At 50.0% G+C, this 22371-nt stretch carries 22 protein-coding genes, 1 pseudogene and 2 riboswitches; of the genes and pseudogenes, 1 reads left to right on the top strand and 22 read right to left on the bottom strand.

Going from position 1 to position 22371, the window contains the following annotated elements:
• Window positions 1-32 precede the first annotated feature (32 nt).
• From BLQ82_RS08105 to BLQ82_RS08070, 8 genes and pseudogenes are all read right to left on the bottom strand, one after another.
• The gene (locus BLQ82_RS08105; RefSeq protein WP_062528380.1) at window positions 33-1169 is read right to left on the bottom strand and encodes a zinc-dependent alcohol dehydrogenase; all 1137 of its coding nucleotides are present in this window, start codon (window positions 1167-1169) and stop codon (window positions 33-35) included.
• A gap of 93 nt (window positions 1170-1262) precedes the next feature.
• A pseudogene (locus BLQ82_RS08100) lies at window positions 1263-2059 on the bottom strand (VanW family protein).
• A gap of 24 nt (window positions 2060-2083) precedes the next feature.
• The gene (locus BLQ82_RS08095) at window positions 2084-2611 is read right to left on the bottom strand and encodes a cysteine hydrolase family protein (RefSeq protein ID WP_062528381.1); all 528 of its coding nucleotides are present in this window, start codon (window positions 2609-2611) and stop codon (window positions 2084-2086) included.
• Between the two features lie 160 nt (window positions 2612-2771).
• Window positions 2772-3494 (bottom strand): 7-carboxy-7-deazaguanine synthase QueE, encoded by a 723-nt coding sequence (gene queE, locus BLQ82_RS08090; RefSeq protein WP_074648032.1) that lies wholly within the window; start codon window positions 3492-3494, stop codon window positions 2772-2774.
• On the bottom strand, window positions 3487-3969 hold the full coding sequence (locus tag BLQ82_RS08085) for a 6-pyruvoyl trahydropterin synthase family protein (RefSeq protein WP_062528383.1): 483 nt from the start codon (window positions 3967-3969) through the stop codon (window positions 3487-3489). Before BLQ82_RS08085 ends, queE begins: the two co-directional genes overlap by 8 nt.
• Entirely contained in the window at window positions 3969-4631 is a 663-nt protein-coding gene (gene queC, locus BLQ82_RS08080; RefSeq protein WP_062528384.1) for a 7-cyano-7-deazaguanine synthase QueC, read from the bottom strand. The genes BLQ82_RS08085 and queC overlap by 1 nt, the downstream gene beginning before the upstream one ends.
• A 30-nt stretch (window positions 4632-4661) precedes the next feature.
• The gene (gene queF / locus BLQ82_RS08075) at window positions 4662-5162 is read right to left on the bottom strand and encodes a preQ(1) synthase (RefSeq protein WP_025708122.1); all 501 of its coding nucleotides are present in this window, start codon (window positions 5160-5162) and stop codon (window positions 4662-4664) included.
• Between the two features lie 200 nt (window positions 5163-5362).
• Window positions 5363-5406: riboswitch (PreQ1 riboswitch) on the bottom strand.
• 79 nt (window positions 5407-5485) lie between these two features.
• A complete protein-coding gene (locus BLQ82_RS08070; RefSeq protein WP_062528385.1) occupies window positions 5486-6223 on the bottom strand; it encodes a ZIP family metal transporter in 738 nt (245 codons plus the stop codon).
• 155 nt (window positions 6224-6378) lie between these two features.
• Here BLQ82_RS08070 and ymzB point away from each other — a divergent pair, with 155 nt between their 5' ends.
• Window positions 6379-6714, top strand: coding sequence for a protein YmzB (gene ymzB, locus BLQ82_RS08065; protein ID WP_062528386.1), 336 nt, complete (start codon window positions 6379-6381; stop codon window positions 6712-6714).
• 54 nt (window positions 6715-6768) lie between these two features.
• Here the strand turns inward: ymzB and murB are convergent, their stop codons facing one another.
• From murB to BLQ82_RS31865, 14 genes are all read right to left on the bottom strand, one after another.
• Window positions 6769-7680, bottom strand: coding sequence for a UDP-N-acetylmuramate dehydrogenase (gene murB, locus BLQ82_RS08060; RefSeq protein ID WP_062528387.1), 912 nt, complete (start codon window positions 7678-7680; stop codon window positions 6769-6771).
• A gap of 210 nt (window positions 7681-7890) precedes the next feature.
• Entirely contained in the window at window positions 7891-8685 is a 795-nt protein-coding gene (locus tag BLQ82_RS08055) for an ABC transporter ATP-binding protein (RefSeq protein WP_062528388.1), read from the bottom strand.
• 116 nt (window positions 8686-8801) lie between these two features.
• Window positions 8802-9836 carry a FecCD family ABC transporter permease gene (locus tag BLQ82_RS08050; RefSeq protein WP_062528389.1) on the bottom strand — a complete coding sequence of 345 codons (1035 nt, stop codon included), beginning with the start codon at window positions 9834-9836 and terminating at the stop codon, window positions 8802-8804.
• Window positions 9833-10891: a FecCD family ABC transporter permease gene (locus BLQ82_RS08045; protein ID WP_062528390.1), complete on the bottom strand. Its 1059-nt coding sequence runs from the start codon at window positions 10889-10891 to the stop codon at window positions 9833-9835. The genes BLQ82_RS08050 and BLQ82_RS08045 overlap by 4 nt, the downstream gene beginning before the upstream one ends.
• Before the next feature lie 190 nt (window positions 10892-11081).
• On the bottom strand, window positions 11082-12119 hold the full coding sequence (locus BLQ82_RS08040) for an iron-hydroxamate ABC transporter substrate-binding protein (protein WP_062528391.1): 1038 nt from the start codon (window positions 12117-12119) through the stop codon (window positions 11082-11084).
• 213 nt (window positions 12120-12332) lie between these two features.
• On the bottom strand, window positions 12333-14150 hold the full coding sequence (locus BLQ82_RS08035; RefSeq protein WP_062528392.1) for an APC family permease: 1818 nt from the start codon (window positions 14148-14150) through the stop codon (window positions 12333-12335).
• Between the two features lie 126 nt (window positions 14151-14276).
• Window positions 14277-14435: riboswitch (cyclic di-AMP (ydaO/yuaA leader) on the bottom strand.
• Window positions 14436-14663: 228 nt separating this feature from the next.
• On the bottom strand, window positions 14664-15095 hold the full coding sequence (locus tag BLQ82_RS08030; RefSeq protein ID WP_062528393.1) for a disulfide oxidoreductase: 432 nt from the start codon (window positions 15093-15095) through the stop codon (window positions 14664-14666).
• Window positions 15095-15850, bottom strand: a complete 756-nt coding sequence (locus BLQ82_RS08025; protein WP_062528394.1) for a DsbA family protein — start codon at window positions 15848-15850, stop codon at window positions 15095-15097. The genes BLQ82_RS08030 and BLQ82_RS08025 overlap by 1 nt, the downstream gene beginning before the upstream one ends.
• Before the next feature lie 94 nt (window positions 15851-15944).
• A complete protein-coding gene (locus BLQ82_RS08020) occupies window positions 15945-17864 on the bottom strand; it encodes an ATP-binding protein (protein WP_062528395.1) in 1920 nt (639 codons plus the stop codon).
• Between the two features lie 175 nt (window positions 17865-18039).
• On the bottom strand, window positions 18040-19356 hold the full coding sequence (locus BLQ82_RS08015; RefSeq protein WP_062528396.1) for a hemolysin family protein: 1317 nt from the start codon (window positions 19354-19356) through the stop codon (window positions 18040-18042).
• 662 nt (window positions 19357-20018) lie between these two features.
• A complete protein-coding gene (gene gerQ / locus BLQ82_RS08005) occupies window positions 20019-20420 on the bottom strand; it encodes a spore coat protein GerQ (protein ID WP_244280745.1) in 402 nt (133 codons plus the stop codon).
• A 361-nt stretch (window positions 20421-20781) separates the two neighbouring features.
• Window positions 20782-21204, bottom strand: a complete 423-nt coding sequence (locus tag BLQ82_RS08000) for a cell wall hydrolase (protein ID WP_062528397.1) — start codon at window positions 21202-21204, stop codon at window positions 20782-20784.
• Window positions 21205-21465: 261 nt separating this feature from the next.
• The gene (locus tag BLQ82_RS07995; protein WP_062528580.1) at window positions 21466-21858 is read right to left on the bottom strand and encodes a DUF2500 domain-containing protein; all 393 of its coding nucleotides are present in this window, start codon (window positions 21856-21858) and stop codon (window positions 21466-21468) included.
• A gap of 280 nt (window positions 21859-22138) precedes the next feature.
• Window positions 22139-22315 carry a hypothetical protein gene (locus BLQ82_RS31865; protein ID WP_020432222.1) on the bottom strand — a complete coding sequence of 59 codons (177 nt, stop codon included), beginning with the start codon at window positions 22313-22315 and terminating at the stop codon, window positions 22139-22141.
• Between the last annotated feature and the right edge of the window lie 56 nt (window positions 22316-22371).

Genomic DNA, 22371 nt, shown 5'->3' with positions numbered 1-22371 from the left:
CATACCTTACAGGCTCCAATCCAATATCAGGCCTATGGCTTAAGCACAACCTTAATGCAATTCTCTTCCTTGTCATCAAAAATCTTGTAGCCATGCTCCGCTCTGCTGAGCGGCAGCCGGTGCGTAATAATATCTGTCGGGTCAAACACCTGATCTTTGATCATTTGATATAGAGCCGGCATGTAATGAATGACCGGTGCCTGTCCCATCTTCAGTGTGATATTACGCTCAAACAGCTGGCCCAGGGGGAACATATTATAGTTCAGGCCGTACACGCCAACCAGTTGAATCGTTCCGAATTTGCGCACGACCTCGGTCGCAATCCGGAACGCGCCTAGGGAGCCGCCTTGCAGCATAAGGGTGGTTTCCACTTTTTCCACCACAGTTTTTTTGGCATCCAGCCCTACACAGTCGATGACGATATCCGCTCCGCCGCGTGTAATTTCTTTCAGGTGGGTTTTGATATCCTTGGTTATCTCAAAATTGAAAACTTCCACCTTGTTGGCCTGTTTGGCATGCTGCAGCCGGTACGGGACATGATCCACGGCGATGACGCGCGACGCTCCTTTGATCCAGGCGAACTTTTGGGTCAGCAGTCCAACCGGTCCGCAACCCAGTACAATCACCGTATCCCCGGGTTTGACCCCAGCGTTCTCTACACCCCACCAGGCTGTCGGTACAATGTCCGAGAGGAACATCAGCTGTTCATCCTCCATCTCGGCGTCTTCCGGCACGACAAAAGGGCCAAAATTGCCATAAGGAACACGCAGCAGCTCCGCCTGGCCGCCGGCAAACCCGCCATACGTATCCGAATAACCCAGATAGCCGCCTGTATCCTTCGCATCATTGGCATGATCACACTGGCTTTCCATCTCATGCTGGCAGAAAAAGCACTGGCCGCAGGCTACATTGAAAGGAATAATTACCCGGTCGCCTTTCTTCACCTTGGTGACATCCGGTCCCACGTCCTCAACAATCCCCATCGGCTCATGTCCGATAATATAATCATCATGCATCCCTGGAATCTCTCCATTGTAGATATGAAGGTCCGAGCCACATATTGCGGTAGAGGTAACGCGTACAATAATGTCATCCTTTTTCTCAAGCTTTGCATCGGCAACATCTTTGACTTCCACTTTTCTTTTACCCTGATAAGTAACTGCTCTCATGGTGTGAAACACTCCTTCGGAAGTAGGGATATGAACCCAGCAGGCCGTTCTTGCTTCAAGCCATACTATGTTATACCCCCAAATCCTTCAGGACTATCCATTTAGCAATGGAGAATACATCATGAGCGCAACGTTCTCGGCAACCGCTTCATCGCGTAGAACCTCACCGGTACATGTCATTACCTTGCGCCGGATGCGGTTGCTGCGGATATAGCCGCCCCAGGGCTCCAGATTGATCCTGTGATCCGCCTCGTAAATTTCGTACTCATAGAGTGGCTGTGCATCACAGCGCCATTCCCCATGCAAGTGAGTATCATCGAGCACAGCTTAAGCTGATACGTTTCTTCCGTCTGATTCAGCAGCTGCAGGTCCAGATAATTATAGGCGCAGGTTGCTCCGCTGCCGAAAGGCTGGGTCCGCTGCTCATCCGGAAATACATCATAGCTATGCCTGTGCCGTTCCGTTACACTCAGCGGAGTGTGCAGTGTCATCCAGTAGATCAGATTGGACAACTGGCATAGCCCGCCTCCCGTACCGGAACGAAAGCCTCCGTAATAGAGCACCATTCCATCCAGGTATCCTTTGCGCCGGGTCGGCTTGCCGATGCTTTGCCAATAAGAGAAGGTCTCGCCAGGGCGTATCACAAGTCCGTTCAGCCTCGAGACCGCAAGCTTCAGGTTTGTTATTTTGTTATACTGCAGCTGCATATCAACATTCCGCAAACTGCGCAGGAGCGGCGTGGCGTGATCAGCAGTGGTATATTGAAGGTCAGCTGCAAGATATGACTTTGCTCTCTTGTTCCGCTGCATTAGCCATTGTCCGTATCTTTTCCAGATAAAATAACGCTTCCCTGCAATTTGTCTTAACCGGGACCGGTGAATCGGCTTCATGGCAGCTTTGGCAGTCTCCATAGGTTAGAATTCCACCTCTTGGGCTTTGCGCAGCTTGGCAAATCTTCCTCCGAGTACGGAGTTGTGATGCTTCACAATCTGGCCGCCGCTTAGACTTCCATTGTCAAAAGTGCTGTTGGCATCCTCCACCAGCACACTGGAGTAACCCATACTGAACGCGCGCCGGGTAGTGGAATCCACACAGAACTCGCTTTGCATGCCGCAGATCACCAGATCGGTAATTCCCCGCTGCTGAAGCTCCTCATGCAGCCTTGTCTGATGGAATGCGTCCCAGGTCGGCTTTTCGATGACCAACTCCCCTTCCTGCGGAGTGATGCGGCTGCTGATCTCCCAGGTGGAAGTGCCTTTGGTGTATTCCTGATCCTCGGTATGCTGAATATACACAACAGTTGTACCTGCGGTACGGGCTTTATGCAGAAGTGAAATAATTCTGTTCATCACACCCTCTTCATCATATAGCTTCATGTCAGGATAAGAGAACATCGCCTCTTGCACATCAATAATAACCAATGCGGTTGAATGGTCAGCCACTTCTTAATCTCTCCTTTGCATATTGAATTCGTTCCACTGCCTGTTCCTCTAAGCTAAAGTATAACAGATCAGCACCGGGTGAGAATTCCTTTTTTGTGACCCCCTTTTCCACAAAAAACGAACCTCTGCATCATCGCAAAGGCCCGTTCTTCATCTCCGTTTATTTTCCGCGTTTATTATGCCAAATGAGTGCATGCAGCTGCGGGAGCACCCGCGCCTTATTCATCTCGGGATCGGCAATGACCAGGTTGAACAGCCATTCCAGCTTCCCCAGGAGACGTACCGAGATATCTCCCTCTTCAGTTACATCCTCGTTGCCCGGCTGCAGATAAAGCGGTACTCCCGGATAGCGGCGGTGAATGCTTTTGGCGTACTGGTAGTCCTCTTCGTTGAACACGACCACCTTCAGGCTGTGGGCCGCTCTGCCTTGCGCCTTCATCTTGTCCATAATACCGTCAAGCATGTTCCAATCCGTCTTCATCCCGGAGCTTGGCGGCTTAGGGCTGACCGTCAGCACATCGACATCGTAGAACCAGTCCTGCCATCTGCTGCCTTGCGTTTCTATGGCTGCCTGAATGCCGCGTTCTTGCAGCAGCTGTATCAATATGCCCATTCCCTCGCCAATCAGTGCCGGGTTGCCCCCAGAGAGGGTCACACAATCAAAATTATCTCCGGCCAGCGCAGTCAGCTCATCCATAATCTCCTCTGGAGCAAGCATCCGCACCTTATCCTTCGCCGAGCCATCCCAGGTAAAAGCGGAATCACACCAGCCGCAGCGGTAATCGCAGCCGTAGGTGCGGACGAACATCGTTTTGACGCCGATTACTGCTCCTTCACCCTGGATCGTCGGCCCGAAGATTTCTATCACCGGCAGCTTACTCACAGTCACAACCCCCATTCAGGCGGTAGGAAGGCCCTTCGGCAGGAATATCCGCAGCCAGCACCTCCGCCCAGGAGGTTGGCGTTTCCCACAGCTTGACGGAATACAGCGGCAGTGAGGCCTGCTTCAGCGTGTAGGCAATGTATGCCGACATATTCTCCACCGTTGTGCGGAACGAGAGCAGAGCGACCTTGGAACCGGTATTCTTCAGGGTCTCCAATACAGGCTCGTTGCCCATGGCCAGAAAAGCATGATCCAGATGATCCACCAGTCTCTCTTGCACCGTTGCCTTGATATCGCTGAAATCTGCTACAAACCCTTCATCAGAGTGGCCCTCCACTGCCAGAGGCTTGCCCTTCAGCACCACCTCCAGCTTATAGGTGTGACCATGCAGGTTACTGCACTTCCCCTTATGTCCGATCAGCTGATGAGCCGAGTCAAAGGTAAAGATTTTACATACAGATACCTCACCAAGCATCAGGAAACGACCTCATTTCGTTCCGCTGCATACTGGTCCAGCCCCCGCTGGCGCAGCAGACAGGCCGGACAAGTCCCGCAGCCGCTGCCAATAATTCCGTTGTAGCAGGTCAGTGTATGCTCACGGATATATTCGAAATAGCCGAGCTCATCGGCCAGCTTCCAGGTTTCTTTTTTGTCCAGCCACATCAGCGGCGTATGAATGACAAACTCATAATCCATCGACAGATTAAGAGTTACATTCAGTGATTTCACGAATACATCCCGGCAGTCCGGATAACCGCTAAAGTCCGTTTGGCATACCCCGGTAATGATATTGGCGAACTGAAGCTGTTTAGCGAGAATCGCCGCAAAGGACAGAAACAGCAGATTCCGGCCATCTACGAATGTGCTCGGAAGCTCCTCCCCATCACCGGCGGCAATCTCTATATCATCGCGGGTCAGCGCGTTCGGCGCCAGCTGATTGAGCAGGCCCAAATCGAGGATATGCTGCTTCACGTTGAATTTCTTGGCTATTTCCTTGGCGACTTCAATCTCAGCCGCATGGCGCTGATTGTAATTGAAGGTTACCACCTGGACCTCTTCATAGTTCTTCAGTGCCCAAATAAGGCAGGTAGTGCTGTCCTGGCCGCCGCTGAAGACGACGAGTGCTTTTTTGTTCATTGTTATGAGTCTCCTCTCACTTGCCCGGGATTAACGGTTGTCCACTTTTTCGGGATACAGATCATGATTGATCAGCCGGTGCTCGGCCATCGCTTCATATTTGGTCCCCGGACGCCCCCAGTTGCAGTATGGATCGATGGAAATGCCGCCGCGCGGAGTGAACTTGCCCCAGACCTCAATATACCGCGGCTCCATCAAGGAGATCAGATCGTTCATAATAATGTTTACACAGTCTTCGTGGAAATCCCCGTGATTGCGGAAGCTGAACAGGTAGAGCTTCAGTGACTTGGACTCAACCATCTTCTGTTCCGGAATATACGAGATATACATCGCGCCGAAATCCGGCTGGCCGGTAACGGGACACAGGCTGGTAAACTCCGGACAATTGAACTTTACAAAATAATCACGTCCGGGGTGCTTGTTGTCAAACACCTCCAGAATATCCGGGTCATACCCGAACTTATACGTTGTACCTTGGTTCCCCAGCAGGGTAACCTCTTGCATTTCCTCTTTCAATCTGCCTTCTGACATGACAAAAAACCCCTCTCTTTTCCCCCGGCTTGTGCCGGAAATGGAAAGAAGAACGAGTTTCGGAAACTTGGCTCTACTAAGAAGAAACGCCTTCCCGTATCCATTCTTGAACGGATATAAGTATACTGACTGACAGGCGCTGTCTTTTTGTGCACAGCATATACCACAGCCCCTTAGTTTCCGGGGACGTTTATGCCTGGGCGGTCTTAGTTTTTTATAGAGGGAGTTTGCGAACCTCTCCTGCGGCTCAAAGCGCAGAATTCTTCTTTATGCCTATACTTGCGAAATGAACTATACCATGTCCGGCGGCAGGTTGACAACCCTCACAGCTGATCCAAAATCAGAGAACACAGCATACCCAGTGCAGCGAGCAGCCCGGTCAACGGCCCGCCTTCCTCATAAGCCTCCGGCATCATGCTGGAAGAGACCATAGAGATAATCCCTCCTCCGGCAAAAGAAGCGATCAGCGCCGTTGTTGAACCGCTGGCATGATCCATGAACGTGTAGCCCGCACCTGAAGCGGCTGTTGAAACCAGGAGTACGCCGAGCCACAACATCAGAATCTTAGCTTTGCTGTAATTATCCTGTATAAGTCCTGCTGTGCTGGACAACCCTTCGGGAATATTGCTAATGAAGATGGCAGCCACAAGCAGTATGCTTACCCCCTGCCCGGAGATCAGACTGGCACCGATCATAATCGATTCAGGAATCGCATCCAGTACCGTTCCCGCAAAAATAGCCAACCCGCTTCCCTGCACCTTCGTCCCGCCGCTGCTCCTGACCGAACGTTTGCGGCCGGCACCCCCTTTCCGCGAGATGTACCAGTCAAAGAGCGTAAACACAAGCGCCCCGGCTGTGAAGCCGATGATGGTCGGAATGAGTCCTCCTTCATTGGCTGAATCGTCCAGAAGCTCGTATGCCGCCGCACCAATCAGCACACCGGTTCCGAAGGCCATAATGAACCCGATCAGCTTATTCGGTATCGGCAGATACAGCGCCAGCAGCGCCCCAAGCAGCACCGCAGAGCCGGAAATGGCCCCCCATAACAGAGCACTCCACAATGGATTCACCTTCTTTAGCTAATTAATATAGATAGAAGTGCATGATAATAGTTTACACTTGAGGAGGGAAATACAATCACAGAACCTTGGATTCAATTCCGAAGAAAAGGGTAACTTAATTTCTATAATCTCCTTGATAAGGATGGGATCATCTGATGGATCAAAGCGTATTGAAACTTATGGATTGGCTGACCGCCCAAGCTGGCGGAACCATTGTGATTAAGAAACAGGAGATGAATGACCTGGACACCGTCCACTTCAATCTGGAAACTGTGGATTACCGTAACACCGACGATGTGATTGATGAATATTTGGACAGCGCGCTGATCCTCCGGGGTACGGGTAATACCCTGAACAGGGATGGCGAGCTGGTGCCGCTTCCCCAACAGAATTATGAAATTGCTGTCAGCGGGCTTCAACTGGATAATGCTGATGACGGACAAGTGGAGCTTCGAACAGAACGGGCGAAATATTCCATCTCCAAAGCCTGAGTGAACCGGATCCAAAAAAACAGGACGCGGCATATGGGCCTGCGTCCTGTCCTGTTATTCTTCGCCTATAATCTCTACTTCCGTCTCCAATTCCACACCGAACTTATCCTTTACCGTAGCCTGAACATACTGTATTAACCCGATGTAGTCCTTCGCTGTCGCGTGATCTGTGTTCACGATAAAGCCTGCGTGTTTACGGGACACTTCAGCTCCTCCGATTCGGGTTCCCTGCAGCCCGCTTTCTTGGATCAGCTGTCCGGCGAACCTTCCGGGGGGACGCTTAAACACACTTCCGCATGAAGGATATTCCAGTGGCTGCTTGGATTCACGCTGAAGGGTCAAATCATCCATAGCCGCTTTGATTGCCGCTGAATCACCCGGCTGCAAGGCGAATCTGGCCTCCAGCACAATAAATTCACCACTGGCAAAGACGCTTTTGCGGTAGCCCCATTCCAGCTCATCCCCTTGAAGCGTCACCATCCGCCCGGCTTTGCTGATCGCGAGCGCACTTTGCAGCACATCCTTGACCTCTCCGCCGTATGCGCCGGCATTCATATATAATGCCCCCCCGACCGTCCCCGGAATTCCACAGGCGAATTCAAGACCCGCAAGCTGCTTTTCCCAGGCAAACCTGGAGACATCGATAATTTTTGCACCGCACTGCGCATAGAGCACATTGTCCCGGAGTCCCATTCCGGTCAAGCCGGAAGTCTGGAGAACAATGCCGCGGATACCCCCGTCACGGATAATGACATTCGAGCCGTTGCCCAGAACGGTCAACGGAATTTCATTTACACGGGCATATGTAACAATAGATTGAAGCTCCTCATATGTCGCAGGCGCTGCCAGGATGTCGGCCCGGCCGCCGATGCGGGTGAACACATGGCTCTCCAGCACCTCATGGCGCTTAACCTTTCCGGTTGGAACCAACTTCTGCAGATCCTCATGTATTTTGCTGATATTCATCTTTTTTGCTCCTTTGACTCTATAAAAATAATAATCCTTGATTTGCCGAATTAATGATGCTCTGTTGTTTATATGCAATGAAATAAGATGGAATTTAACCAGGGCATCCACAACTTTAACAACGAACAGGCTCCCTTGTCAATGACGGGAGCCTGCGGCTTGCTGCATACGTAATCATTATGAGTCGAATTTCACGATTATACCCTATCCCTAGGCGTAAGCCGCCAATTCATAAGGAAGACACAGCGGCACTCCCGTACGCGGATCAGGAACAATATCCGCTTCAATACCGAACACTTCACGCAGCACACCGGACGTCATGACCTTTGAAGGAGCGCCTTCGCTGATCACACGCCCCGACTTGATCGCCACCATATGCTGCGCATAACGGGAAGCATGATTCAAATCATGCACAACCATAATGATCGTGCGGCCTTCCTCCTGATTCAGCTTCTGCAGGAGCTGGAGAACTTCCAGCTGGTGAGCCATATCGAGAAAGGTTGTCGGCTCGTCCAAGAACAGAATATCGGTCTGCTGGGCCAGCGCCATAGCAATCCACGCCCGCTGGCGCTGCCCCCCGGACAGGCGGTCAATCGGGCGGTCGTGGAACTCGTCCATCCCCGTTACCGTGATCGCATTGGCAATAATACTGCGGTCTTCCGGAGTCAGTGTGCCAAAGCCCTTCTGATGCGGATACCGTCCATAGCCGACCAGCTCGGAGACAGTAAGCCCGTCAGGAGCGGTAGGATTCTGCGGCAAAATCGCCAGCTGCCGGGCTACCTCTTTGGTAGACAGGTTGTGGATCGATTTCCCGTCGAGCATCACGCTGCCGCTCTTGGGCTTCATGATCCGCGCCATGGTCTTGAGAATCGTAGATTTCCCGGAGCCATTGGCCCCGACAAGCGCTGTGATTTTACCTGTAGGAAGCGACAGGTTCAGCCCTTTGACAATCATCGCCTCAGCATACCCGATACTTAACTGTTCTGTATTCAAACGTTCCGACATGATCTTCACTCCTCAAAAGTTTTATGGAGCTTTTGCTCCTCTGAATTTACTTCGTAATAAAACTTGCTTTGAAAGCATGTGCTTGAGTTTCATGGAGCTAATGCTCCAATAGGGAATCAGGCCTTGGATCTGGCCAGTAAATATAAAAAGTACGGAGCCCCGATGATAGCTACCACAATTCCTGTCGGAATCTCAGAAGGCTGGAGAATCCAGCGGGCAATCGTATCAGCAGTCAACAGCAGCAATGCGCCGACCAAGGCGCAGGCAGGCAGCAGAATCTGATGCCTCGGTCCTACAATCCGGCGGGCCAGATGGGGGGCGATCAGTCCCACAAAGCCGATACCTCCGCTGACTGCGACACAGGAACCAGCTAGTGCAACTGCAGCGGCCATCAGCAGAACCCGTTCTCTCTCCACAGGCAGCCCTAGTCCCACAGGGATCTCATCACCCAGGTTAAGGACATTAAGAACCCGTGCCTTGTAGAAGGCAAACGGCACCAGGATCAAGATCCATGGCAGGAGCGCCATAACAAACCGCCAGTCGCCGCCCCAGATCTTCCCTGCCAGCCAGGTGGCAACAAATTGATAATTTTCCGGGTCCAGCCTTAAGGATAAAATCAGTTGAAACGCATAGATGCCTGCGCCAACGGCAATCCCGATGAGAATCAGTCTTGTCGGTGACAGACCGTCTTCACGGCGGAAGGCCAGAACATAAATCAGCGTTGCGGTAAGTCCGGCCCCGGCCAGCGCCATCAGCGGCAGCATAAAGATTGGAGCTGCAGTTGTTGCCGGGACAAAGGAAATAAAGATAAGTACAGCAAAGCCTGCTCCGGCATTAATGCCAAGGGTTGAGGGCTCCGCCAGCGCATTGCGCGACAAACTCTGCAGAATACAGCCTGCTACCGCAAATCCGGCTCCAACGAGCAAGGAAATGACGATCCGCGGCAGACGGAAGTCAAAGAGAATCAGCTTTTGTTGCTGGCTGCCTTCTCCCAGCAGAGTATGTATAACTTCCGTTGGCGATAGCCGGATAAGTCCGGTGTTCATACTGATGATGAACATGGCAACGATCAGAACTGCCAGGAGAGATAATATGGCGGTTTCCCGGGTCCGGCGCTTTTTCGGTGTGGAGGATAGCTGGCTGCGGCTCATGTCAATCCTCCCTTGCGCTTGCTGGCCAAATAGATAAAGAACGGGACCCCGATTACAGCAATCAATGCACCCAGCGGCGTCTCATAAGGAGCATTGATCATTCTGGCAGCAATGTCCGCAAAGATGATCAGTACGCTTCCAAGCACTGCCGAGCACGGAATAATCCAGCGGTAATCCACCCCGACGAGAAATCGTGTAACATGTGGGATGATTAATCCGATAAAAGCAATTGGCCCCACCGCGGATACCGCTGCTCCGGCAAGCACGACTACTATAAGGATTCCGGCAGTCTGCACCAGACGGGTTCTCTGCCCGAGACCAGCTGCCACATCCCGTCCCAGACTGAGTAGTGTGATGGAACGCGATATCATCAGTGATCCTATAAGAGCTGCAGCAACCCAAGGAAACATGATCCGCAGTTGTGTCCAGCTTGTCCCCCCAATCCCTCCAGCCATCCAAAAAGCGATATCCTGCGAGAGATGGAACAGAATCGCAACACCCTGGCTGATGGCGAGCAGCAAGGCGCTCACCGCAGCTCCGGAGAGTGTAAGCCGCAGTGGAGTCAGTCCGCTATGCGACAGCGAACCAATCCCGAAGACGAGAAGAGAAGCTGCTGCGGCTCCAATGAAGCAATAGAGCATGATATATATGAATGACATTGAAGGTGCAAAGGCAAAAGCCAATGCCAGTCCAACGCTTGCGCCTGCATTCAGGCCAAGCAGTCCCGAATCCGCCAGCGGATTCCGTGTCATGCCCTGCATAATCGCTCCTGCGACTGCAAAGCAAGCTCCGACCAGCGCTCCGGCCAATGCACGGGGAATTCTCAGTTCCCGGATCACCTGATGCTGCGGCAGTTCGGGATTGAAGCGAAATACCGCTTCCCATACGGATGCCAGCCGAATATCCGCCGCACCTACCGAAACGGAAAGCGCCAGACCGAACAGTATAGCCCCAAGCCCTGCAATCAATATAACTACTGCTGCAGCAGGGCGGGATTTCAGCTGTTTTTCCCCTTCCGGATGAGTACGGGGTTGTGAGTGTGTGGATGTGACCATAAGCCGTCCCCTTACCAGGATAATTACTGATAATCTAAATGATAACAACTATCATTCTCATTATCGCAAATCTGTGAATGATGCACAAGCATTCAATTCTCTAAAAAAGGTGCAGGGTTCGCGTATCCGGGGATACAACGTCCTGCACCTTCCACATGTCCGGGAGTTTCACCCTGTTGATGAGGATTTCTTATTTCACAAGACTGTTCAAGACATCGTCAATGGTTTTGGAATTAGCTATCGCTCCGCTGTACAGCCAGCTGTGGTTGGAGGCAAATTCATGAACATTTCCCGCCTTTACAGCAGGAATGCCTTTCCAAATCGGACTGTTCAAAATTTCTGAACCTTCAGTCTTGTCGCTGTTAACCAGGAAGATATGGTCTGCAGTGAGCTCGGCCAGCTTCTCAAGAGAAATCGGATTCCAGGTTGCTCTGGAAGCCGCAGGAATCTCTGTAACAAGATTAGGCAGCTTTAGACCGAGGTCACCGTATACTACCGCCCCGCTGCTGCGTGTTTCGTCTACAATATAGAAGTTCTTTTTAACAAGCCACAAGATCGCAACAGAATCATCTCCAATTACAGTGGAGATTTTTGCTTTGGCATCGGCAGCTTTTTGATCATAAGCGGCTATCGCCTGCTTAGCTTCGGCGCTCTTGTTCAGCAGTTCACCGATCTTGAGCAGAGACTTGCGCCAGTCTTTGCTGATCTCATCGCCCAGCACATAGGTAGGTGCGATTTTGTTCAGCTGGTCATAGAGGCCATTCTGCACGCTGGCTTCCGATTGTACAATATGAAAATCCGGCGCAAAGCCCGTCACAGCCTCGAGGGGAAGATCAAAGCTGATCGTTGGAACATCCTTCAATTCATCTGCCAGATAATCCTGAATCCCGTTGGTTACCGACCATTGTGCTACCGGAGTTACCCCAAGCACTACCAGATAATCCTCCAGGTATGAAGCCAGCACGCGTTGCGGATTAGCCGGAACGGTTACCTTGTGCCCCATGGCATCAGTTACTGTTTTCTCTACCGCAGGAGCAGTTGTTGCTGCCGGAGCTTCTGAAGCAGGTGCTGTTGTAGCGTCTGCTGAAGCTGCGGGTGCATTGGCCGCACCCCCTGTTGAATTTGCGCTGTTGTTATTGCCGCAGGCTGATAAAATAAGCGTCAGCGTTAAAAGCCCGATTGAGGCCAGCTTCCTGTGGCCTGCTCTCTTTAAGTTAATCGAATACATGAATACCCCCCCTGTATATGTACAATCTGAAATGGTCAAAGGTCTTAGAGGCCTTGGCCTTACCTCATTAAATGATATTGATTCTCATTCTCTATGTCAATATAATTATTTTGCTTTTGCAACTATTCAGGTTTTGGCTAACGAACTCATTTATATATGTAAAAAGACTGCTCCCGGAATCCGGAAACAGCCTTAATGTTGGCAGCCATCTGTCTATTTATGCAAATGATAAGGTACGGTGGCAACGACGATGTCTTTTTGATTCATCAGATAAGAACGGATAAACAAGCTGGTCTGATTGTGCAGAACGGCCTGCCACCAATGCTTAGTAATAAACTGCGGGATGAGTACAGTAATATGGTCGGTTGAAGCAGTCTTCCACTCTACTGTATCTATGAATTTGACCAGCGGACGGAGAATGCTGCGGTAACGGGAGCGGAGGACAATCAGGCGCACGCCCGGATTCCATTCCTCCCATTTCTGCTCCATCTTGTTGATCTCTTCTTCATCAAAGCCTACATACACAGCCACCACATTGTCCGTTAAGGACTTGGCATAACTGATCGAATGCAGCACCGCGCGCGTTACACCGGCGACAGGTACGACTACTGTACTTCCCTTGATGCAGGGTTTATCCGTTGCCGGACAAATCCGCAGCTGATCCGCAGTATTCAGGTAATGGTGGTGAATCCGGTGGAACACGAACATTACAATCGGCAGGAAGATAAAGGCCATCCAGACGCTGGAGAATTTGGTGATAATGAAAATTAAGGTAATGGTCAGAGTCGTAAGCATCCCCACCGTGTTCACGGCAAATTTATTCTGCCACCCTTTAGGTTTGGTCTTGTACCAATGCACCATCATACCTAGCTGGGACAGCGTAAACGGAATGAAAACACCCACCGCATACAATGGAATGAGACTTTCAGTATTTCCGTGAAAAGCCGTGACCAGCAGAGCAGACAATACACCCAAAAAGATAATGCCGTTCGAGAAGCCCAAACGGTCACCACGGACCATAAATGCATGGGGCAGATACTTGTCTTTGGCAAACATAAATGCCAGCAGCGGGAACGCTGAGTAGGCTGTATTGGCAGCCAGGAACAATATGACAGCTGTGATCCCCTGGATAAAAAAGTACAAACCGCCGCGCCCAAACGTAGATTCGGCAATTTGCGAGACCACGGTAGCTTTTTCATCCGGCGTAATTCCATACCAGTAAGCCAGGAGCGTGATTCCGGTGAACATAATTCCCAGGATAAGCCCCATCATCATCAGGGTTTTCGCGGCATTTTTCTCCGCAGGCGCCTTGAAGTTCGGAATAGCGTTCGATACAGCCTCTACCCCGGTCAGAGCCGAACAGCCGGAGCTGAAGGCTTTAAGCAGCAAAAACAAACTGACATTCGACACAGCAGAACCGATTTCAGGAACATTGGCATGTGCTCCGCCGGTAGCATATTTGAATACCCCAGCAATGATCAATACGAAGATCGATACCACGAACAGATACACAGGAATAGCAATGAATGAGGCAGATTCTGTTACCCCCCGCAGATTGACGATGGTCAAGAGCAGAATTACGGCAACAGCAATAAATACGCTATGATTATGAAGACTTGGAAAAGCGGATGTGATCGCATCCGTACCCGCCGATGCGCTAACCGCAACGGTCAAAATATAATCCACCAGCAAAGATCCTCCCGCGAGGAGTCCGGTTGGAACACCCAGATTGCTTTTGGCTACGATATACGCGCCGCCGCCCTGCGGATAAGCAAAGATGGTCTGACGGTAGGATAAAATCAGTATAGCCAGCAGGCCCAATACGGCTAATGCAATTGGCAATGAGTACCAGATAGCCGTGAAGCCTGCGGCCACCAGCACAATCAGGATTTGTTCCGTTCCGTAGGCTACAGACGAGAGCGCATCAGAAGACAGGACAGCCAGTGCTTTCACCTTGGATAACTTTTCATGATCGAGTTCGTTCGACTTCATCGGACGCCCGATCAATAGTCGTTTTACCTTGCTTACCATTGTAGTAACAGTTCCTCTCTTTGTTAGGTTGAAACGGTAATACCGTGCGCTGTTTTCATTGGCGGATTTTCATAAATGCAGGCACAAAAATAAGCATACGGAAATGATCCGCATGCTTACGCATCGTCATTATCCCACCATTGCTTACGAGGTTAGCTGGCGGATTCGGGCTGTGGTAGCCCTACGGTTGCAGCCCTTGCGGACCGCCCCGATTCACCCCGTTGGCGCTTAGGCCAATGTTGGTTCCCCCGTTTTTCCATACGGAAAATTCAGCGCATATTCAACTTCTCACAAGGTCTAATGATAGTCTACAATGAGCCTTCCGTAAAGCGGTGAAAAAAATGAAAAAAGATTGAAAAATGATCCATTTTACGCAAAACCACAATGAGGGAGATATGAATCTTTCATTCTCTGCGATTATCCCCTCAACGCTTGTTTTTTCAAGGTTTTGATCCTTAATTGTGTCAAAAATTTCAGGAATGTTTAGACCTCTTCATTCTGCTGCGATATTCTCTATTCTACGGTGTCCTCTTTGCGTCCGGTCCAGAGCAGAATTGCGATTAGCGCAAAGGCAATCAAGGCTAACAAAGGGACCGTAATAAACCCGAAATAGTTCAGATAATCCTTGTTGCAGGGCACGCCAATCGTGCAGGGAAGCACCTTGCTGAGTGCCGGAATCTTCTGCTCCGCATAATGATAAATAGAGATGCAGCCGCCGATGAGACTTAGGGGCAGCACATAGGGTATAATCTTTTTGTCATTCCGGTAGGTCGCAATGCCTAGCAGAATAAGCTGCGGGTACATGAATATCCGCTGGAACCAGCATAACTTGCAGGGCTCGTACTTCAATACCTCACTGAGATACAAACTTCCCGCTACTGCGATAACAGAAACAAACCAGGCCAGATAGAGACAGTGGCGTCTACAGAAAGCAGCGATCTTCATCACTCGGCGCTCACAGCCTCGGAAGCGGACTTAATCTGAGCATCAATAGCTTCCATATTGAAAGGCTCATCCACTTTGTGTCCATTAATAAATACAGCAGGTGTAGAGGTTACACCGGTATCCTTGGCGGTGCTGATATCACTTTGCAGCTCACTTTCATAAGTTCGTTCCTGGATATCTTTACGTAAAAGCTCCAGATCGACAGGCAGCTTCTCCTTCTCCGCGAGGCTCACCAGGAAGTCTTCTGTGGCCCACTCTGCATTCTCATCCCCCTGATTGGCGTAAAGCGCATCAAAGTAGGTCCAGAAAGCGTCATTGTTCTGATGATAGACTGATAATGCCGCCAGTGAAGCCGTTTCGGAATCCGGGCCGATAAAAGCCATATTTACGAAGTAGAAGGCTGCTTTGTCCTGATTCACATACTTCTGCACAATCTGCGGCTTGATTACACCTGTAAACTGGGCGCAGGCCGGGCATTTGAAATCACCGAACTCGACGATTTTGACAGGGGCATCCTCTTTCCCCAGTCTTGGGAAGTCACTGTAATTAAAATCAACCGCCTTGCCTGAACCTGCCGTTGAAGAGGAATCCCTCGATGCCAGCATGAAGAGTCCGACAAAAATAATCACCACAATTGCGACCGTACTAATAATTAGAATTCTCGTTTTCTGTTTCTGCTGCTCCAGCTCAGCCCTGCGTTTCTCAGCTTTACTTAGCCCGGAAACCATGACATTGTTTGTTTTAGATTTGCCCAAAAGAGAGTTCCTTTCTGTCCTGGAGGGACTGTTGTGAGGATATCATATTCTTTAAAATTATATAATTAAAACTCTCCGCTTGGCAAACCTTCGTTCAGCCCACTTCCGACTTCTCCCGCTTCTCCCGGACTCCCTGTTCATAGGAATATTCCTCCCGGGGTAAGGTGTCCATAAGCTGCAGCGGGATCTTAAAAAAGAAATCGGTTCCCCCTTCCCTTTCCTTTTCCGTCCAGATACTTCCATCCATTAGCTCAACAAGCTTTTTGCAGATCGCCAGCCCCAGACCAGTTCCCTGGTACTTGCGGTTATGGGAAGCATCCACCTGTGAGAAGGGCTGAAACAACAGCTTCTGCTTTTCCGGCGCAATCCCGATTCCTGTGTCACTGACTCTGAACAGCAGTCCCAGGGAAGTCCCCTCTTTGCTGTAGGGCTCAATTGCAACTGCTATGCCTCCCTCGTCAGTAAACTTGACTGCATTGCCAATCAGATTCACCAGGATCTGGCGGATCCGTGCACTGTCCCCGATTAATTGTTCAGGAATGGACGGAGCAATCTCAAGGGTCAAAGTAAGCCCTTTGTGGCCCGCCGCAACCGTGAACAGATTGATGCATTCCCGCAGCAGTACAGGAAGCTTGAACGGTGCTTTTACCAGCAGCATGTTCTCAGCTTCAAGCCGGGAAATGTCGAGCACATCGTTCATCACACTCAGCAATGCAAGACTGCTTGTATTCTGCAGCTTCAACAATTCCTGATGCTCCGGTACCGTGATTTCTTCGGCGAGCAGTTGGTTGATGCCAATAATGCCGTTAAGCGGTGTCCGGATTTCATGACTCATCGTAGCCAGAAATTCACTTTTCATCCGCGCAGCGCTTTCGGCCGCATTTTTGGCGATCAGAAGCTCCTGCTGTTGTTCAGCCAGAGCCGTGATGTCTTCAGCGATAATGTACACGTAATTTTCTTTGTCATTCACCAGCGGAAAAACGGTAGAACTACAGATCAGCCTGGCTCCGCCTTTGGTTTTGATGGTCAATTCCAGCTTTCCGGACTGTCCCCGCGCAGCGAGTTTAACGGCTGCTTTGAGGGCTTGTTCATCCCCGGCACTGAATAATACACTTTTATAGTCACTCAGTTCCTCTTGTCCGTAACCTGTTGTCTGCCGGAGCGAGGGATTGGCGCTGATCACTTTTTTGCGCACAGGGTCGATACACACTACCATATCGGGGCTGAACTCGAATAAGGCGGTGTAGCGCTGCTCATTAAATTGTGCTGTGGACAGCACCTGCTTCCGGTCTTTATACATAAGTCCAAGCACAACGGCCACCACCAGCAGGAACGTGCAGGCAAGAATCATTCCCAGCATTGAATCATTCAAAAGGGGAGTCCGGCCCATATAGATGTAAGGCTCTGTGTCTACATATGAGACTCCGGCCATCGCGATATAATTTGTTCCCGACAGCACAGCAGTCAGTACAAGGATGAGCAATAACTTTTTGGCGGAAAACATATTATACCGCTTCGCTGCCCAATTAGGGTGATAAGAAGCTGTTATCGCAGGGATCGCCAAAGAGAGTACAAAGGACCCCAGAACCGAACCCACGCTTTGTTCAAAAGCCGCCGTATACCGCACGCTCATCATCCCGCTGCAATGCATGATCAGAATACCGCAGATGAACAGCAGCCCGCCAAATCCAAGAGTCGCCTTGCTGCTCCGCGTACGGGGATTATTGAACAGCATCAGCAGGACAAAGGAAGCCGCAATGGGTACAAACAGGGAGAGTAACAGCATCGGGATATAATAAGACGCCGTGCTCTCATGCTTCATCGCGATCATGCTGAGATAATGCATACTCCACATCCCTATTCCCAGGGCACCGGAGCTGAATAGGACAAAAAAGACACTTCTTTTATGACGTACCATTCTTTCCGCGAGGTCCACAGCTATGAAACTGGATAAGCTTGCTATGACAATAGAAAAGAGGACCAGGAAATCCGTGTAAACCGGATAATCAGACATCGGCCTCTCTCCTTTCTTTTTATGAATGAACTACTTCAGCCAGATACACTCCATATACCCGCCCTCAAACGTCCCGAATCCAGAATTTCGGCCTAACAGCTGAGGTAATCTTTGTATAAAAAAAGACATAGCGCCCAACCTGACGCCATGTCTGGAAACATCTCTTATGTTATTGTCAGGCTCCCGCCTCTTCAGTCAAAAACTGCACCTTCATCACTTTAATACGGGATATCCGTTTGTTGTCGGTTTCCTCCACCACGAATAAGTGGCTGTCAAATTCCACGGTCTGGCCTTTTTGCGGCGGGTTCACCTCCAGCTTGGAGTACAACCAGCCGCCGATGGTATCATAATCATCTGTCTCCATGTTCAATCCAAGCCGGTCATTGATTTCTTCAATCAGCATCAGACCATCAATGGAGAATTCATCCTCCCCCAGTTTCTCTACGCCCGGCCGCTCTTCATCGAATTCGTCCTGAATCTCACCGACGATCTCTTCCATGATATCTTCGAGCGTAACCATACCTGACGTACCGCCGTATTCATCGATCAGAATGGCAATCTGTGTCTTCGCACGCTGCATGACCTTAAGCAGGGCACTTATCTGTATCGACTCCGGAACGGTAAGAATGGGACGAATCAATTCACTGTATTTGGGCGCATTGTCCCGGATCAGATCCTTGATATGAATAAAGCCGAGAATGTGGTCCTTGTCACCGTCACATACCGGATACCGGGTGCGCATCCCGTCAAACGCAACCTCCATATTCTCTTCGACTGTCAAATGATTGTTCAGACAGATCATTTCAGTACGCGGGATCATAATTTCACGGGCCATGGTGTCGGCAAATTCGAAAATATTGTCCACCAAAGTCATTTCCGTGTTGTCGATAAGCCCGCTTTTGTTGCTTTCCTGCATAATGATGCGGATTTCTTCTTCCGTGTGTGCTGTAGCCAGCTCCGAGGCAGGCGCTAAGCGGAAAATCCGCAGCAGCCCGCTGGCCAGGCCTTTTACGATCCAAATAAAAGGATACATAATCCGATAAAAAACATTCATCGCACCCGCGGTTAGCAGAAGTACCGCTTCGGCTTTGTTCACAGCAATCGTCTTGGGAGCAAGCTCTCCGAGTACGATATGCAGAACGGTGATGAACATAAACGCAATAATTAGCGAAATAACATAAACCGAGGTTTCGCCAAATCCTAGGCTTGTTACAATCGGCCCCACAATCGTTGCAACAGCCGGTTCCCCCAGCCAGCCAAGTGCCAGTGAAGCAAGGGTGATGCCCAGCTGGCAGGCGGACAGATATCCGTCCAGATTGTGTACGATATTACCTGCTGCCACTGCTCGTTTACTGCCTTCCTCCATCAGGGAATCTATGCGGCCGCTTCGTACTTTCACCATCGCATATTCAACCGAAACAAAAAAGCCGTTCAACAGCACCAGCAAAATAATAAGACCTACATGTAATATACCGGGTAAAGGGTCGCTCAATTTATACTCCTATCCACCGTCTCCACGATTCAGGCGGATAGGCCCACCTCCTTCGTTTGTTCAAAATGTCGGCTTGTGCAGCAGCTGTTCCTTTCCACATCAATTTCCCAATGTTTTCATCTCCTGACTGGAATCACGGATATAAATATACACATTATTATAATATTTCTTCGCATATAAAAACAGATGCGAACAGGCGTAAAAATATGATCTTTGTTTTTGCCGCATAAACATAAGAGATGAAAGGAACCTTTTGTTCTGTTTATTCTTGTTTAATAAGGTTAAAGAAAACCCAAAAACCGCCCTGTCAGGGAGCGGTTTTTGGGGAGCCAGCGGTTCTATTTCAGCAAAATTTTCACAGCGGCATTCAGGCGTTTTATTGTTTCTGTGCCAATCCATCCGCCTGCACTGGCCAGGATTACATTATGAAAAATCTTCATAGCCAGGGAGTATGTCATTGTTCCGATTATGACCTCTACAACAAAGAACCGCATAATATCTCCAGTGGTTATAATGTAAACTTTAAACTCTTGATTATGAAGCATGGGCCATATCATCCGCCTTTGAAGGTTTTATATAACCCATATGCTTCAAGCTGATTGTCCGATGCCAGATGCATTTAGACGGGGATTTAAGAAATCCAGCGAATCCAATAACAGCTATTACCGGAAGTTTCGTGTTGTCGGCGGATTTCCAATGGTGCCGGGATATTGATAAATAAGAGGTTCGTCAAAGGTAGCATAATCGAAGTTCACCATCAACAGCACAATGCGTTGTCCGGTGGCCTTGTCGCTGATAATTATGTGGTCGCGGCCTGCAGCTTCCAGTACACCTGTGTAGACCTTGGCATTCCAATCTTTGTTGTTCTCGTATGTGAAGTAAAAGGTGCCGACTTTGCCGAGATTCAGCCGGAAAATGTTTTCGATGTATGATTGTTCATATACTGGAGCCGTAGTCGTTACGACGCCGCCTGCTGGAGTCATCGGGCTGCCGCTGCTGACTTGGGGAGGTGTTGCCCCCATGGTACCCATGTTGCCCATACCCATGGGGCTCATGCTGCCCATACCCGTAGGGCTCATACTGCCCATACCCGTAGGGCTCATACTGCCCATACCCATGGGGCTCATGCTGTGCATGGCGTTCATATTATTCATATTATTCAAGCTGTTTACATTGTTCATGTTGTTCATTGCACCTGAAGGATTGCTGCCGATCGTATAGGTTACGGGGCGGTAAGGTTGTGCTATCATCTGTTAAAAACCTCCTGATAATTAGTATGCTGGCGGTTTGGCCAGCTTAGGCAATGTGACTTGTTTACATGCTAAAGTTCGCTGAGAATTTCTGACCGGAGAAGAATTGAAGTGGGCTGTGGAAGCGAATCGCCAGGCTTTTCTGGCTGCACCCGCATCCGTCACCCCTAACGTTCTAGTATACTGCCGGACATTCCCCACTAGCGGGGGCAAAGAAGCAATGCGCTTTGTACCTTCCGGTATTTTGCTGATTGTACCAGGTGGCCGGACAGTCTCCAACCGGCCTGAAGAACCAGAGCGCATTGGAAGCCGGCCTTGTTCTTTCACCCGCAATGGCGCGTCTGGCGAGGCGGATATCGGATTCTCTGGCACGCTGGTAAAAATAGCCCTTCTGCGGCGCTTCGAACCCACCCGGACTTTGAAATACCATGTCATTGACATTGCGGATGTTTCTGAAGTCCAGACAGTTTCCAAGTATCCGGTTGACGCCGACATTGCCGACCATCAGCATGCCGGACTCCCCGTCTTCCTCGGCTTCCGCCCGCATCAGCCGTGCAAGCGTCCTTACATCTTCCGTGTTTGCTTTAATTACGGCCACGCTTTCTCCTCCTTAGCCTTCTCTTTCTCAACTGCTCGCTGTATTGTATGTGCATTCGCCCAAGAGGTGACAGTCACGCCCAATTTTCCCATCCCGGATACAGCTGATTACAGTCCGTAGATCATTTTATGTGTCAACCCGGTATCAATCACCAACTGTGTTCAGATCTTACAAAATACAAATATCCCCTTGTTCCACTTACAGGAAACAAGGGGATTGTATAAGATGCACAATATATTGTAAACAACGTATACATTTAATCTATTCTGCCGTTGAGTAGTGAGGCTGCCGCTGAAAACCGTGGTACCTTGTGCCCTGGTACGTAAGAATTCCCCGATCTCCTTCAGCGCTCATGCCATACTCATTGCCGTCCACTTTGAATTCCATCCTCACTCCAAGGTCCGACTCATAGGTTAAATAGTAGGTTGTGCTGGTACGGCTGTTATTGCTGTCATCCTGCAGCTGCTGCTGCCGGACCTCAGTGCGTTTGCTGACGATGCGTGCGGGGATGGTCATGATGGGCGATTTGTTGTTCCGGCTCCACTGCAGCAGCCCCCGGCTTGCTGATAACGCAATTATGCCAATAACAACGGCAAGAAAGATCGGTATTACCGTTCCCGTAAGATCAAACATCCAAGATGGATCCGGGCCCATTCCCATGACTCTTCCCCCTTATTTCCCATGTTATCCCGCTTTCTGCAGGGATACAGGCACTTCTGTACATGTATATGCCCCGGCTTTTCCATACAGCACAAGCAGAAACGGCTTTGCCGCCTTCTACGGACGGTATCGGTAAATAAACCCACGAAGTGTGGCCTTTGCACGGAAGCTGATTCGGGTATTTCGCGGGGGTCTCAATCAATCCTTTCTTCTATATCAAAAAAACCACCCTGTTCTCTGGGGCAGAGATCAGGGTGGCCTTCACTAACTCCTATTAAGCGTGAACGAGGTCTAATAATTGCTTAGTTTCATCATTTTCTTCAGGCAGCATTCCATTGTCCGCCCAGCAGGCTCTGCATTGTTCTTCTGTTTCACAGAGGTGTGCATCATCACAGTTGTAGCAGAGTTGCAGCAGGTTTCTGGTTACATAATCCGTTTCGAAAGTTTTCATTATAATCTCTCCTATTCGGGATGAAAGTTTGTGAAAAAATGAACTTGCTCTCTATG

Origin of the sequence: Paenibacillus jilunlii (assembly GCF_900102965.1) — a bacterium.
Taxonomy (GTDB): domain Bacteria; phylum Bacillota; class Bacilli; order Paenibacillales; family Paenibacillaceae; genus Paenibacillus_AQ; species Paenibacillus_AQ jilunlii.
Note: the sequence above shows the minus strand (reverse complement) of the source record. Positions and strands in the feature narration are given on the sequence as shown.

Bases quoted from the DNA above. Each gene is read 5' to 3' on its own strand.
- BLQ82_RS08105 (WP_062528380.1), bottom strand. From the start codon at position 1,169: ATGAGAGCAGTTACTTATCAGGGTAAAAGAAAAGTGGAAGTCAAAGAT.
- BLQ82_RS08085 (WP_062528383.1), bottom strand. From the start codon at position 3,969: ATGCTTGGTGAGGTATCTGTATGTAAAATCTTTACCTTTGACTCGGCT.
- queC (WP_062528384.1), bottom strand. From the start codon at position 4,631: ATGAACAAAAAAGCACTCGTCGTCTTCAGCGGCGGCCAGGACAGCACT.
- queF (WP_025708122.1), bottom strand. From the start codon at position 5,162: ATGTCAGAAGGCAGATTGAAAGAGGAAATGCAAGAGGTTACCCTGCTG.
- ymzB (WP_062528386.1), top strand. From the start codon at position 6,379: ATGGATCAAAGCGTATTGAAACTTATGGATTGGCTGACCGCCCAAGCT.
- murB (WP_062528387.1), bottom strand. From the start codon at position 7,680: ATGAATATCAGCAAAATACATGAGGATCTGCAGAAGTTGGTTCCAACC.
- BLQ82_RS08055 (WP_062528388.1), bottom strand. From the start codon at position 8,685: ATGTCGGAACGTTTGAATACAGAACAGTTAAGTATCGGGTATGCTGAG.
- BLQ82_RS08050 (WP_062528389.1), bottom strand. From the start codon at position 9,836: ATGAGCCGCAGCCAGCTATCCTCCACACCGAAAAAGCGCCGGACCCGG.
- BLQ82_RS08045 (WP_062528390.1), bottom strand. From the start codon at position 10,891: ATGGTCACATCCACACACTCACAACCCCGTACTCATCCGGAAGGGGAA.
- BLQ82_RS08040 (WP_062528391.1), bottom strand. From the start codon at position 12,119: ATGTATTCGATTAACTTAAAGAGAGCAGGCCACAGGAAGCTGGCCTCA.
- BLQ82_RS08035 (WP_062528392.1), bottom strand. From the start codon at position 14,150: ATGGTAAGCAAGGTAAAACGACTATTGATCGGGCGTCCGATGAAGTCG.
- BLQ82_RS08030 (WP_062528393.1), bottom strand. From the start codon at position 15,095: ATGAAGATCGCTGCTTTCTGTAGACGCCACTGTCTCTATCTGGCCTGG.
- BLQ82_RS08020 (WP_062528395.1), bottom strand. From the start codon at position 17,864: ATGTCTGATTATCCGGTTTACACGGATTTCCTGGTCCTCTTTTCTATT.
- gerQ (WP_244280745.1), bottom strand. From the start codon at position 20,420: ATGGGCAGCATGAGCCCCATGGGTATGGGCAACATGGGTACCATGGGG.
- BLQ82_RS07995 (WP_062528580.1), bottom strand. From the start codon at position 21,858: ATGGGCCCGGATCCATCTTGGATGTTTGATCTTACGGGAACGGTAATA.
- BLQ82_RS31865 (WP_020432222.1), bottom strand. From the start codon at position 22,315: ATGAAAACTTTCGAAACGGATTATGTAACCAGAAACCTGCTGCAACTC.